Origin of the sequence: Micromonospora sp. NPDC003816 (assembly GCF_042874705.1) — a bacterium.
Classification (GTDB): Bacteria; Actinomycetota; Actinomycetes; order Mycobacteriales; family Micromonosporaceae; genus Micromonospora.
The window spans coordinates 25473-37924 of the sequence record NZ_JBIANP010000002.1 but is presented as its reverse complement, the minus strand read 5'-3'; the positions used below and the strand labels follow the sequence as shown (position 1 = coordinate 37924).

Below are 12452 nucleotides of genomic sequence, written 5' to 3'. Positions count from 1 at the left end.
CCGGGACTGCGGGGCTCGCAAGCTCACTCCTCGCCCGAGCAGTAGTCTTGTCTGTCGTGACCGCTGCCGACTACGCCGAACAGCTCAAGGACCTCGACGCCACCCTGCGCAACATCGAGGCGGTGCTCGACCTCGATCGCCTGCGCGCGGACAAGGCCCGCCTGGAGCAGGAGGCGTCCGCCCCGGACCTGTGGGACGACCAGGCCCGGGCGCAGCAGGTGACCTCCCAGCTCTCCTACGTCAACGGGGAGATCGACAAGCTCGGCAGCCTGCGCGCGCGGATCGACGACGCGAACGTGCTGTTGGAGCTCGCCGAAGCCGAGGCCGACTCCGGTGTGCTCACCGAAGTCGAGACGGAGATCGCCGGACTGGGCAAGGCCGTCCAGGAGATGGAGGTCCGCACCCTGCTCTCCGGCGAGTACGACTCCCGGGAGGCGCTGGTGGCCATCCGGGCCGGCGCCGGTGGCGTGGACGCGGCGGACTTCGCCGAGATGCTGCTGCGGATGTACCTGCGCTGGGCGGAACGGCACGGCTACCCGACGGAGGTCTACGAGACCTCCTACGCCGAGGAGGCGGGCCTGAAGTCGGCCACCTTCACGGTGAAGGTGCCGTACGCGTACGGCACGCTCAGCGTGGAGTCGGGCACCCACCGGCTGGTGCGGATCAGTCCGTTCGACAACCAGGGCCGGCGGCAGACCAGCTTCGCCGGGGTCGAGGTGCTGCCGGTGGTGGAGCAGACCGACCACATCGACATCCCCGAGAACGAGATGCGGATCGACGTCTACCGGTCGTCCGGTCCGGGTGGACAGAGCGTCAACACCACCGACTCCGCCGTGCGGATCACGCACATTCCGACCGGCATCGTGGTGACCTGCCAGAACGAGAAGTCGCAGCTCCAGAACAAGGCGTCGGCGTTGCGGGTGCTCCAGGCCCGGCTGTTGGAGCGCAAGCGCCAGGAGGAGCAGGCCAAGCTCCAGGGCCTGAAGACCGACGCGGCGGGCTCCTGGGGCGACCAGATGCGGTCGTACGTTCTGCACCCTTATCAGATGGTGAAGGATCTGCGGACCGAGCAGGAGACCGGCAACCCGAGTTCCGTCTTCGACGGTGAGCTGGACTCCTTCATCGAGGCGGGCATCCGCTGGCGCAAGCAGCAGCAACTGGCCGGCGACAGTGCGTGATCGATCGTGGGCGGATTGCAGCATCGATCTCCACCTGACGTGCTGATTAGATGACATGGCCCGCAACGGCGGGGCGTGGGACTTGGCACGACAGTTACACCGCGTAGACTCACCACCCGTGATTCAGCTTGAGCAAGTGACGAAGACGTACCCGAAGGCGTCGCGGCCTTCGCTCGACAACGTGTCCGTGTCGATCGACAAGGGCGAGTTCGTCTTCTTCATCGGCCCATCCGGCTCCGGCAAGTCCACGATCATCAAGATGCTGCTCCACGAGGTGGCCCCCAACAAGGGTCGCGTCGTGGTGAACGGCAAGGACGTGACGTCGATGCGCTCCTGGAAGCGCCCGCACTTCCGTCGCTCGATCGGCTGCGTCTTCCAGGACTTCCGGCTGCTGCCGAACCGCACGGCGTACGAGAACGTGGCCTTCGCGCTCGAGGTGATCGGCAAGACCAAGGCGGTGGCCCGCCGGGTCGTGCCGGAGGTCCTGGAGCTGGTCGGTCTCGGCGGCAAGGAGCACCGTTACCCGCACGAGCTCTCCGGTGGTGAGCAGCAGCGTGTGGCGGTGGCCCGGGCGTTCGTGAACCGCCCGCTGATCCTGCTGGCGGACGAGCCGACCGGAAACCTGGACCCGGACACCTCCATCGAGATCATGCGCCTGCTGGACCGGATCAACCGCACCGGCACGACCGTCGTGATGGTCACGCACGACTCCAACATCGTGAACCAGATGCGGCGCCGCGTCATCGAGATCGAGAGTGGGCGCATCGTTCGCGACCAGGCCCGCGGCGTCTACGGGTGACGAGCGCAACCCACCGCACCCCGATCTGACGACGAACACCTCACGCCGGAGAGCCGGAGGAAATCCCGATGCGGATGAAATACGTCCTGTCCGAGGTACTGGTCGGACTGTGGCGCAACGTGACCATGACCATCGCGATGATCATCACGATGGGGGTCTCGCTGACCATGCTCGGCGCCAGCGGCCTGATCTACACCAAGGTCGCCGACATGAAGCAGCTCTACTTCGAGAACATCGAGGTCTCGATCTTCCTTGAGGCCGATGTCTCCGAGGAGCAGCGGACCGCGATCGCCGGCCAACTGGAGGCCGACCCGCTGATCTCGCAGGTCACCTATGTCAACAAGGACGAGGCGTTCCAGCGCTTCCAGGAGATGTTCCGCGACTCGCCGGACCTGCTGAGCGCGGTCAAGGCCGACCAGCTGCCGGAGTCGTACCGGCTCAGGCTGGTGGACCCGGAGCAGTACCGGACCATCGCCGACCAGTACACCGGGACGGCCGGCGTCGACCAGGTCGTCGACCAGAGTCAGGTGCTCGACAAGATCTTCAACCTCTTCACCGCCGGGCAGAACATCGCACTCGTCGCGGCCGTCGCGATGGCTGTCGCGGCGCTGCTGCTGGTGGCCAACACGATCCAGGTGGCGGCGTACAGCAAGCGGCGTGAGGTCGCGGTCATGAAACTGGTCGGTGCCTCCAACTGGTTCATCCAGGCACCGTTCGTGCTGGAGGCGGTGGTCGCCGGTCTGATCGGCTCGGTCCTCGGCCTCGGAGCGCTGGTCGCCTTGAAGGTGTTCCTCTTCGACGGCGCGCTCAGCGCTCTCCAGGGGCTCTTCGCGCCGGTGAGCTGGGGCGAGATCCTGCTGACCTTCCCGATCATGGCCGGTGTCGGTGGTTTGATCAGCGCGGTCACCGCCTGGGTCACCCTCCGCTTCTACCTGCGGGTCTAAGGCAGCCTCGGCAGGGCCCGCCGGCGTCGGAATAAACGGCGCGGGCGGGCCCTTGTCGTTCGGGTAGCATGATCTCCGCTCTGCGGCGGGCCGCGTCGCCGGCCGGGAGCGTTCACGAGAGAGGGGGCCGGCGATGCCACGGGAAAAGGGACGCAAGGTCGTCGCCTCCAACAAGAAGGCCCGGCACGACTTCGCCATCCTCGACACGTACGAGGCGGGCATGGCGTTGACCGGCACCGAGGTGAAGTCGCTGCGGGCCGGGCGGGCGTCGCTCGTCGACGCGTTCGCCCAGGAACGTGACGGCGAGATGTTCCTGCACGGGATGCACATCCCCGAGTACACCCAGGGCACCTGGACCAACCACGAGCCCCGGCGGACCCGGAAGTTGCTGCTCAAGCGGCTGGAGATCGACCGGCTGATCGGCAAGATCCGGGAGAGCGGTCTGACGCTGGTGCCGTTGCAGGTCTACTTCCAGGACGGCTGGGCCAAGGTGGAGATCGGCCTCGCCAAGGGCAAGAAGGCGTACGACAAGCGCCAGGACCTCGCCAAGCGGGACGCGGACCGGGAGATCGCGCGGGCCGTCGGTCGGCGCGGCAAGGGGATGGATAGTTGATTTGTCCGGATAATCCTTTTCCTGGTCGGTCGACCCGGGCTCGGGATGAATCCGGTTGCGGCAGGCGTTAGGCTTGTCGGAGTCGCCGGAGTCCGGCGGCACGTCGAGGGGGTGACTGGTTTCGACTTCGTGTGTTGCGGCAGGGGAAGCGAGCCGAGGAAGCCGACGTCGTCTCGAGAATCGTTCGTCGGAAACCAATAAGCGCCAAGAACAATCGCGCTGACTTCGCTCTCGCCGCCTGAGGCGAGTAGTGAGTCTGTCGGCCTGGGAGCGCCTTCGACCCAGATAGCCGGCATCAGCTAGAAGGCTGGCCAACCGGACCCGGTCGCGGGGTCCGTGCGGCGAGATTAATCAGCGACTGGGCCCGTCACACCGACTCGCTCGCGTGATCGGAGGGGCCGAGTAGAGGCACAGCGAGCTGCGCTCGGAGAAGCCCTGACAAGGCAGCGAAGGACCCGGGTTCGATTCCCGGCACCTCCACCCCCGTACTGCGCGCCCCGGTCGTCACGACCGGGGCGCGCAGTCGTTCCCGCCCGGCTGCGGAACCCCGTCGGGCGTTCACCCGTCGAACCGGTATGCGCCGATCAGTCGCCCTGTTGGGCCTGCCCCTGATGATGATCGTGGCCGGATGCGCTCCGGTGGGAACCGAGCCGGACGAGTCCGGAGCCGCGTCCGGCCAGTCGGGTGGCCCGGAGGACCGGCAGGGGGCGTTCACCCGGCGGGCGGCGGCGGTGGCGCAGGCATGGCAGCCCGACGACGCGTGGACCACGGGATTCGTACCGTTGCAGGAACCCACCGTGCTCGTCGGCGACCCCGACTTCACCCCACAGACCAAGACCGCCTTCCAGGCCGGGTGGTACCGCGCCACCGTGGACCTGCCCGACCGGAAGCCGGCCGACGGCACCGTACGCTTCCCGGACGGTTCGGCACGGGTGCCGCTGGTCAGCGCGGCGCAGGCGTACCGCGAACTGCGCCAGGGCGACCCCGGCGCCTGCCCGGGGCCGACGGACCCCGCCATCCCGCCGGCACCCGCGCCGGGCGGTGGACCGGACAGCGCGGTCGGCAGCCGGCCGCAGGGTGACTGCGTCGCGCTCACCGTCACCAAGGTCGAACTGGGTACCGCGCCGGTACACACCGCCCGGGGGGCGGCGCAGGTGCCGGCATGGCTGTTCACCGTGCGGGAGATCGGCGCGGTGGTGGCCCGGGTCGCGGTCGCGCCCGAGGCGGTCGCCACCCCGCCCGCGCCGGTGCCGCCGTCCGAGACGCCCGAACCGGGCCTGGTGGGCGCGCAGGACATCGAGGCGGTCGAGGGGACGACGCTGAGGTACCGGCTCGGGGTGGGCAGCTGCGACACCGAGATCACCCCGTTGGTCTGGGAACAGGACCACGTGATCGTGGTCGGCGGCACGGTCGTGCCGCCGACCGGCGGCTGCGACGAGATGCTCAACCTGCACCCGGCCGAGGTGACGCTGAAAGCCCCGGTGGGTACGCGCCCCGTCCTGGACGTGCTCAGCGGTTCCCCGCTCCGCGTGGTCGCCGGCTGAGATGTAAGGAGGGGACCCCTGCAATGCACGAGGCGTTAGTAGGGGACCCCTCCTTTCACAAGATCGGGGGGATGTCGGTGCGGATGGGGACGGGCAGCACGGTCGGACCGTCGGCGCGCAGCGCGGTGCCGAGCGCCTCGCCGAGCCCGTCCGGAGTGTCGACCACGGTGGCAACACAGCCGTAGCCCCGCGCGATCGCCGCGATGTCCAATCCGGGCAGGTCCAGCCCGGGTACGCCGGGCGTCTGCTTGAGGTCGGCGAACGCCTTGAGGATGGCGTACTGCTGGTTCACCGGCACCACCACGGCCAGCGGCAGCCGCAACTGGGCGGCGGTCCACAGCGCCTGCACGGAGTAGTGGAACGAGCCGTCGCCGATCACCGCGACCACCGGTCGGTGGCGGCCGGTGTCGCGTTGCGCCAGCGCGATGCCGACCGCCGCGGGCAGCCCGTAGCCGAGCCCGCCGCTGGCCATGGTGAAGTACGAACCGGGCCGGGTGAACCGCAGCCGCCGCCGCAGGGCGGAGAGGTTCGACGGCGACTCCTGCACCAGCACCCCGTCCTCGGGCCAGTGCGCGGCCAGCGCGGCGAAGAGGGCGTCGGCGCTGAGCGGGACGGTGTCCGCCACCGCCGAGGGCTCGGCGCGGACCGGCGGTGGGGGCCGGTCAGCGGGTGGCACCCGGTCGGCCAGCGCGGCGAGGGCGAGCCCGGCGTCGCCGAGCAGGCTGTCGCCGACCGGTGCCCGGGCCGCCTCCTCCGGGTCGTCGGTGACGTGCAGCAGGCGTACGCCGTCGGGCAGCGTCTCGCCCGGTACGTGCGGGTAGTAGCGGAACACCGGGGCGCCGACCACCAGCACCGTGTCGTGTCCGCGGAGGCTCTCGGCCAGCGGGGCGATCGCGAAGGGCAGGACGCCCTGGAAGTGCGGGTGGTCCTCGGGGAAGGCGGTCCGCTCGGGTGCGGGCGCCGTCCAGACCGGGGCGGCCAGCCGCTCGGCCAGCGCGACCGCGTGCTCCCATGCTCCGGCGCGGTCCACGGCGGCACCGAGCACGATCGCCGGTGACCGGCTGTCCGCCAACACCGTGGCGAACTCGGCGAGCCGGTACGGGTCGGGAGCGAACCGGGTGGCCACCGTGCGAGCCTGGGGTGGCGGGTCGGCGGGCTGGGCCCAGTCGTCCAGCGGCAGGGAGAGGAAGACCGGCCCGGTCGGCGGCTGGACGGCGGTGGCGTACGCCCGCATCAGCGCCGCCGGTATGTCCTGCGCGCGGACCGGTTCGTGGGCCCACTTGACGTACGGCTGCGGCAGCTCGGTGGGGTGCCGGGCGGTGAGTCGGGGTTCGAGCAGCAGCATCTCCCGGGTCTGCTGGCCGGCGGTGACGATCAGCGGGGTCCGGTTGTGCCAGGCGGTGACGATGTTGCCCATGGCGTTGCCGGTGCCCGGCGCGGTGTGCAGGTTGACGTGGGCGGGCCCGCCGGTGGCCTGGGCGTACCCGTCGGCCATGCCCACCGCCGACGCCTCCTGGAGGGCCAGCACGTAGTGGAAGTCGTCGGGGAAGTCCTGGAGGAAGGGCTCCTCGGTGGAACCGGGGTTGCCGAAGACGGTGGTCATGCCGAGGGCGCGGAGCAGCTCGTAGGTGGTGTCCCGGACCGTTGTCATCGTCTTCGAATCTATCCGGGCGGCTCGGTCCACCAGGGGTTTTCGCCTCTGTTCGGCGGCCGGTAGGGCCCGCTGGCCCGGTTGTCGGCCCGGTTTCGCCGCCCCCCGCCGACACCGGTGTCGATCACCCGACGATCAGACCTTCGCGACCGCCGTGGACGCAGGCTATGGTGCCAGGCATGGCAAAGACAGCGTGGATGGTGCCGATCGGGTCCGCCGTCCCGATGTGTGGTCGCTTCCGCTGCCCGGTACACGGTTGACGGGTGCGGTGATGCAGGGAGAGGGGCAGGCGATCGGCGGACGGGCGACGGAGTCGATGGCGGGCAAGCTGATGGTGGCGACGCCAGCGCTGAAGGACCCGAACTTCGACCGCACAGTCGTGTTGCTGGTCGCGCACGAACCCGGCGGCGCGCTCGGCGTGGTGCTCAACCGGGCGACCGAGGTGGCAGTGGCCGACGTGCTGCGCGACTGGGGCGATCTGGCCCGCCATCCGGCCGTGTTGTTCGAGGGCGGCCCGGTGCAGCCCGACTCGGCGATCTGTCTGGCCCGGATGCGGCAGCCGGTCCGTCGACTCAAGGGCTTCCACCAGGTCTCCGGAGCGGTCGGCACGCTCGACCTCTCGGTCGACCCGCAGCGGCTGCGGGAGAGCGTGGAGAGCATCCGGGTCTTCGCCGGGTACGCGGGCTGGGGCGCGGGACAGTTGGAGCAGGAGATCGAGGACGGCTCCTGGTTCGTGCTGGACGCGCTGCCCGGTGACGCGTTCGTCGACCGTCCGGACGACCTGTGGCCGATGGTGCTGCGCAGGCAGGGCGGCATGATGGCCGCGGTGGCGCACTTCCCCCCGGACGTGGCACTGAACTGAGGGCTCCGACGCCGTCTCGCGGGGGACCCCCGCGAGATGACCATGCCGCCGACCGTGTGTATAGTTCTCCCAGTGCCCGGGCGACCGGGCGCGACAGCAAGGGGCCGTGGCGCAGCTGGTAGCGCACCACACTGGCAGTGTGGGGGTCAGGGGTTCGAGTCCCCTCGGCTCCACCGAACGCACCATGTGCGAACCGGTGGTTTGTTCCTCGTAGATGCCCCCGCCCGGGTGGGACGGGGGCATCACTGTGTCACCGGTGGCATACGCGCCCCGGTACGGGAGCACGCCGCCACCGGGCTGCGGGGATTCGAGCCGGCCGGGTCACGCCTGGCGGTAGGCGTCCTGGTATCCGCCCTGGGGCGGGATCGGTTGGATGACGTCCAGCAGCACCCCGTCGGGTGCGGCGACGATGAAGTGCCGCTGCCCGAAGTCCTCGTCGCGGAGTGCCAGCACCGGCGTCAATCCGGCCTCGTCGGTCAACCGGGCATGGACCGCGTCGACGTCGTCGACCTCGAGGTTGACGATCACTCCGCGCGGCAGCTTCCGGTATCCGTCGGGGATGGTGGTGTGGTCGTGGGCGAGGATCGCCAGCTCGAAGGTGCCCAGGCGCAGGCTGACGTACCAGTCGGACTCGTAGGTCGGCTCGAAGCCGAGCACGCGCCGATAGAAGCCGGCTGCGGCGGCCACGTCCTGGGACGTCAGGACCGGGTAGAAACTGGTGACGGTCATCGAATGCTCCTTTACGTACACTGTGCATGTATCGCTGCACACGATACATACACTGCGTACGTAAAGGAAGCTCCATGCCTCGCGCCACTGCGGCTGCCGCCGCCCGGACCGCCCAGCAGGTCCTCGATTCGGCGATCGACCTCTTCGCCGCCAGGGGATTCGCCGACGTCTCGCTCGACGACGTGGCGCGATCCGCAGGAGTGACGCGGGGCGCGGTCTATCACCACTACCGGAACAAGCCAGGTCTGTTCCGTGCCGCCGTGGCGCAGCTCCAGGCGCGTGTGGCCGCGAGCGTGGTGGAGGCGGCCGGTCGGGCCGGTGACGATCCCGGTGAGCAGCTGCGGGCGGGTTCGCATGCGTTCCTCGACGCGATCACCGCCCCGTCCGTCGTCCGCATCCTGCTCGTCGACGGTCCGGCCGTGCTGGGGTGGGAGCGCTGGCGCCTGCTCGACGCGGAGCACTCCGCCGCTCACCTCAGTGAGGCTCTCGGTGCGGTGGGTGTGCCGGACGGCCTCCTCGACGCGTTGGCGGCGCAGTTGTCCGGGGCGATGAACGAGGCCGCGCTCTGGGTCGCGCGACACGACGACGCCTCGGCCGCGCGCGAACAGGCGCACTCGGCCCTCGACCGGCTCCTGGCCGCCGCGCTCACCTGAGGGTGCACGACAGTCCGAGTCGCCAGGTGGGTCGAGAAGCAGACCTTTCGGAAGTGTGGACAGATAGATCTCTCAGCTCTTGGGTTGATGGTCCATCTGCATCGTTGACACTCTCGCGATATATAAGTCAGACTTTTCGCGGGAGGTCGACATGAGTGAGCCTCGACGGCTGGCGGTCATCAACTCCGACGCGAAACGAGCCCCGGTGCTGCCCGATCCACCCGGTCTCGTCACCGACCTGGTGGACCCGCGACTGCGCCGGTTCGCCCGCACCAAATACGATCATCTGCTCACCGAACTGGGCACAGTGGACGCCGCCGAGGCGGCCATCGCCGCCGGATGCGACGCGGTCTACATCGACACCTTCGCCGACTACGGGATGGCGCAACTGCGCGCCGCCGCACCCGTACCGGTCGTCGGGGCCGGTGAGGCCGTACTGGCCTGGGCGGCCGAGTCCGGTCGCCGGTTCAGCATCGTCACCGTCTGGCCGACGTCCATGGACTACATCTATGCCGATCGGCTCGCCGCCTGCCCGGGCGGGGAACTCGCCGTCGGGGTGCACTACCTCTCCGACGAGTCGGAGCTGGACCGGGTCGGCACCGACGCCGGGGTCAAGGCGCGGATGGGCCGGGGCGAGGACGACGTCGTCTCCGCCATCACCCGGGCCTGTCTGGACGCCGCACAGCGCGACGGGACCGACCTGATCCTGTTCGGCTGCACCTGTATGACACCGGTGTCGGCCGAGGTGGCCCGGCGTGCCGGCATCGAGATCGTCGACCCGTCGGTGATCGGGTTGCGCGCGGGTCACGCGGCGGCACTCGGCCCACGTCCGGAGCCGCCGGTCGCCGCGCAGCGACTCGGGGCGGTGACGGAACTGGTCGACGCCTACCTCGGCGTCGCCGCCGGGGCGAGCTGCGGCGTCGACGCCGACGGCTGTGAGGTGTGCGCGGTGACCGCCGGGCCGTCGTCGTGACCCCGCTGTGCCGCCGGCTCGGGGTCGACCTGCCGGTGCTGGCGTTCAGCCACTGCCGCGACGTGGTCGCGGCGGTCAGCCGGGCGGGCGGGCTCGGCGTACTCGGGGCCGCCTCGATGACCCCGGACGACCTCGACCGGGACCTCACCTGGCTGGACCGGGAGTGCGCCGGGCGGCCGTACGGCGTGGATCTGCTCTTTCCGGCGAAGTCGGCCGGGGACGACCCGGCGGAGCTGGCCGGTCGGATCCCGGCCGACCACCGGGCGTTCGTGGACGCGCTGCGGACCCGGTGGGGTGTGCCGGTGCGCCGCAGCGAGCCCGGCCACAACCGGCTCGGCGGCATGCCGACCGAGATCGACCACCTGATGACCCACGCCAACGCCCATGCCCTGTGGGAGGTCGCCCGGGCGCATCCGATCCGCCTGGTGGCCAGCGCTCTCGGCCCGCCGCCGGCCGAGGTGCGTGCCGAGACGACCCGACGCGGCATGCTCCTCGCCGGTCTGGTCGGCGATCCGCGGCACGTGCGCCACCAACTGGCCGCCGGGGTGGACGTGCTGGTGGCGCAGGGCTACGAGGCGGCCGGGCACACCGGCGACATCACCACGATGGTGCTGGTGCCGCAGGTGGTGGCCGCCGCCGGTGACGTACCGGTGGTCGCCGCCGGTGGGATCGCCACCGGCCGGCAGGTGGTCGCGGCCCTCGCGTTGGGCGCGCAGGCGGTCTGGACCGGATCGGTCTGGCTGGCCACCGCCGAGAGCGACCTCGACCCGGTGGTCAAGGAGAAGATCGTCGCCGCAGCGGCGACCGACACCGAGAAGACCACCTCGTACACCGGCAAGCCGACCCGGCAACTCACCACCGCCTGGACCCGGGCGTGGCGGACGCCGGAGGCACCGCCGTCCTTGCCGTCGCCGGTACAGCAGGTGTTGGCGCGGGACACCGTGGTCAGCGCGTTCGAGCACCAGGTGACCCCGGTGATGGGTTCGGCGGCCGGGCAGGCCGTCGGTCTGGTGACCGGGACCCGCTCGGTCGCCGCCGTCCTGGACGACCTGCGGATGCAGATGGCCGACGCGGTCGAGGCGGTGACGAGGCTGGCCGACGACGCGGGCTGACCGACGAGGCCGTCCGGTCGGCAGGTCGGGCGGCCCGGTCGGGAACGCCGTGGTCACCGTGCCGACCGTCGGTCGCGGCGCGCCTGCACGGCCACCGCGACCAGGGTGTACGCCGCCAGTGTCGTGATGCCGCCGGTGGCCACCGCCATCACCGTGGTCAGCGCGACACCGCCCAGCGCGAGCCCACCGAGCAGCGAGGTGCCGCCCAGGGTGGCGAACGCGGCGACCATCCAGGCGGCGAAGACCTCGGCGCGGCGGTGCGTCGGCGCCCAGTAGCCGATCAGCCGGGTCGCGCCGAGCAGCACCAGACCGCCGCCGGTGCCGACCAGCACCGTGCCGGCGATCGTCACCGCGCCGCTGGCCAGGTGCAGGGCGGTGGTGGTGGTGCCGGCACCGGCGGCGATGACCAGGACGCCGAGGCCGACCGAGCGGGCCGCCGGCACCCGGTTCGCCGCGAGCTGGGCGAGCAGGGTCATGGTGACCAGCAGGGTGAGCAGCCCGCCGGTTCCGCCTGCGGTGCTGATGCCGGCCCCCTCGGTGAGGATGCGCGCGCCGAACGTGCCGAACAGGGCCATGCAGCTGTTGAGCGTCATCAGCGAGCAGGTCGCGATGCTGAACGGCAGCAGGATCGCCCGGGGGACGCGGACCGTACGGACCAGCCGGACCCGGCCCGCCGTCCGGCGGTCGGCCGGTGCCCGGAGCAGCAGCACCACCGGCACCAGCGCGACCGCGCCGATCACGACGTACGGCAGCACCAGCGGGTACGCGGTGTGGTCGGCGAGGAGTCCGGCGATCAGCGGCCCGAAGCCCATGCCGAGGGTGGTGCAGACCGCGTGCGTCAGGCTGCCGGCCCGGGTGCCCCGGGGGTGGAAGTCCAGCAGCGCGGCAGCGGTGGTGGCGCTGACCATGCCGGTCGCCATGCCCTGCACGAATCGTCCGGCGACCAGCACCGGCAGCGTGGTGGCGGCGGCGGTCACCAGGCAGGCGAGCAGCACCAGTGCGACGCCGAGCAGCATCGTGACGCGTCGGCCGATCAGGTCGGAGAGTCCGCCGAGCAGCGTGACCACCACGATCACGCCGACCGGGTATCCGGCGAACGCCAGGCTCACCTGCGCGGGATCGAGGTCCCACCGCTGTGCGTAGACCGCGAACAGCGGGGACGCGGCGAAGCTGCCGAGCACCGCCACCAGGACCAGCGCGCCGGAGGCGGCAGCCATCACCACCGAGGGTCGGTACGCCGGTGCGTCGGGCGGGCCGGTGGTGGTGCCGTCGCGCACCTCAGGGGCTCCGGGGCAGAGAGGTAGACACTAGGACACCACCTTCCGTCAAAAGTCTGAGGAATGAACAGCAGCAGTGTCAAGGTCTTGCCAGACCCGGTCCTCGGCCTGCACAGT

Annotated in this window: 12 protein-coding genes, 1 tRNA gene and 1 other RNA gene; 11 read left to right on the top strand and 3 right to left on the bottom strand. The window is 70.7% G+C overall.

The features are described from left to right. The first annotated feature begins 56 nt into the window (after nt 1–56). The 6 genes from prfB to ACFYTT_RS06395 all read left to right on the top strand — a co-directional run bounded on the left by prfB (nt 57) and on the right by ACFYTT_RS06395 (nt 5078). Nucleotides 57–1178, top strand: a complete 1122-nt coding sequence (prfB, locus tag ACFYTT_RS06420) for a peptide chain release factor 2 (protein ID WP_131054689.1) — start codon at nt 57–59, stop codon at nt 1176–1178. Nucleotides 1179–1296: 118 nt separating this feature from the next. After that, on the top strand, nt 1297–1977 hold the full coding sequence (gene ftsE / locus ACFYTT_RS06415; RefSeq protein ID WP_117229384.1) for a cell division ATP-binding protein FtsE: 681 nt from the start codon (nt 1297–1299) through the stop codon (nt 1975–1977). A gap of 68 nt (nt 1978–2045) precedes the next feature. Further along, nucleotides 2046–2921 (top strand): permease-like cell division protein FtsX, encoded by an 876-nt coding sequence (ftsX, locus tag ACFYTT_RS06410; RefSeq protein WP_131054688.1) that lies wholly within the window; start codon nt 2046–2048, stop codon nt 2919–2921. A 133-nt stretch (nt 2922–3054) separates the two neighbouring features. Further along, on the top strand, nt 3055–3534 hold the full coding sequence (gene smpB, locus ACFYTT_RS06405; RefSeq protein ID WP_131054687.1) for an SsrA-binding protein SmpB: 480 nt from the start codon (nt 3055–3057) through the stop codon (nt 3532–3534). Nucleotides 3535–3641: 107 nt separating this feature from the next. After that, nucleotides 3642–4017, top strand: a transfer-messenger RNA (tmRNA) gene (gene ssrA, locus ACFYTT_RS06400). A 92-nt stretch (nt 4018–4109) separates the two neighbouring features. Further along, the gene (locus tag ACFYTT_RS06395) at nt 4110–5078 is read left to right on the top strand and encodes a hypothetical protein (protein ID WP_387257984.1); all 969 of its coding nucleotides are present in this window, start codon (nt 4110–4112) and stop codon (nt 5076–5078) included. 55 nt (nt 5079–5133) lie between these two features. On the opposite strand, the gene mdlC is transcribed toward ACFYTT_RS06395, so the two are convergent. Next, on the bottom strand, nt 5134–6729 hold the full coding sequence (gene mdlC, locus ACFYTT_RS06390) for a benzoylformate decarboxylase (RefSeq protein ID WP_387257983.1): 1596 nt from the start codon (nt 6727–6729) through the stop codon (nt 5134–5136). Between the two features lie 271 nt (nt 6730–7000). On the opposite strand from mdlC, the gene ACFYTT_RS06385 reads away from it, so the two are divergent. Continuing rightward, a complete protein-coding gene (locus tag ACFYTT_RS06385) occupies nt 7001–7591 on the top strand; it encodes a YqgE/AlgH family protein (RefSeq protein WP_131053527.1) in 591 nt (196 codons plus the stop codon). A gap of 100 nt (nt 7592–7691) precedes the next feature. After that, nucleotides 7692–7764: transfer RNA gene (locus ACFYTT_RS06380), tRNA-Ala, on the top strand. 148 nt (nt 7765–7912) lie between these two features. Here ACFYTT_RS06380 and ACFYTT_RS06375 read toward each other — a convergent pair. Next, a complete protein-coding gene (locus ACFYTT_RS06375; protein WP_131053528.1) occupies nt 7913–8320 on the bottom strand; it encodes a VOC family protein in 408 nt (135 codons plus the stop codon). A gap of 74 nt (nt 8321–8394) precedes the next feature. On the opposite strand from ACFYTT_RS06375, the gene ACFYTT_RS06370 reads away from it, so the two are divergent. From ACFYTT_RS06370 to ACFYTT_RS06360, 3 genes are all read left to right on the top strand, one after another. Beyond that, nucleotides 8395–8973: a TetR/AcrR family transcriptional regulator gene (locus ACFYTT_RS06370; RefSeq protein ID WP_131053529.1), complete on the top strand. Its 579-nt coding sequence runs from the start codon at nt 8395–8397 to the stop codon at nt 8971–8973. A gap of 151 nt (nt 8974–9124) precedes the next feature. Continuing rightward, on the top strand, nt 9125–9946 hold the full coding sequence (locus tag ACFYTT_RS06365; protein ID WP_131053530.1) for an aspartate/glutamate racemase family protein: 822 nt from the start codon (nt 9125–9127) through the stop codon (nt 9944–9946). Then, a complete protein-coding gene (locus ACFYTT_RS06360) occupies nt 9916–11058 on the top strand; it encodes a nitronate monooxygenase family protein (RefSeq protein WP_201272387.1) in 1143 nt (380 codons plus the stop codon). Before ACFYTT_RS06365 ends, ACFYTT_RS06360 begins: the two co-directional genes overlap by 31 nt. Before the next feature lie 53 nt (nt 11059–11111). Here ACFYTT_RS06360 and ACFYTT_RS06355 read toward each other — a convergent pair whose 3' ends face one another. Next, a complete protein-coding gene (locus tag ACFYTT_RS06355) occupies nt 11112–12335 on the bottom strand; it encodes an MFS transporter (protein WP_387257982.1) in 1224 nt (407 codons plus the stop codon). Between the last annotated feature and the right edge of the window lie 117 nt (nt 12336–12452).

Bases quoted from the DNA above. Each gene is read 5' to 3' on its own strand.
- smpB (WP_131054687.1), top strand. From the start codon at position 3,055: ATGCCACGGGAAAAGGGACGCAAGGTCGTCGCCTCCAACAAGAAGGCC.
- mdlC (WP_387257983.1), bottom strand. From the start codon at position 6,729: ATGACAACGGTCCGGGACACCACCTACGAGCTGCTCCGCGCCCTCGGC.
- ACFYTT_RS06385 (WP_131053527.1), top strand. From the start codon at position 7,001: ATGCAGGGAGAGGGGCAGGCGATCGGCGGACGGGCGACGGAGTCGATG.
- ftsX (WP_131054688.1), top strand. From the start codon at position 2,046: ATGCGGATGAAATACGTCCTGTCCGAGGTACTGGTCGGACTGTGGCGC.
- ACFYTT_RS06375 (WP_131053528.1), bottom strand. From the start codon at position 8,320: ATGACCGTCACCAGTTTCTACCCGGTCCTGACGTCCCAGGACGTGGCC.
- ACFYTT_RS06365 (WP_131053530.1), top strand. From the start codon at position 9,125: ATGAGTGAGCCTCGACGGCTGGCGGTCATCAACTCCGACGCGAAACGA.
- ACFYTT_RS06370 (WP_131053529.1), top strand. From the start codon at position 8,395: ATGCCTCGCGCCACTGCGGCTGCCGCCGCCCGGACCGCCCAGCAGGTC.
- ACFYTT_RS06395 (WP_387257984.1), top strand. From the start codon at position 4,110: ATGCGCCGATCAGTCGCCCTGTTGGGCCTGCCCCTGATGATGATCGTG.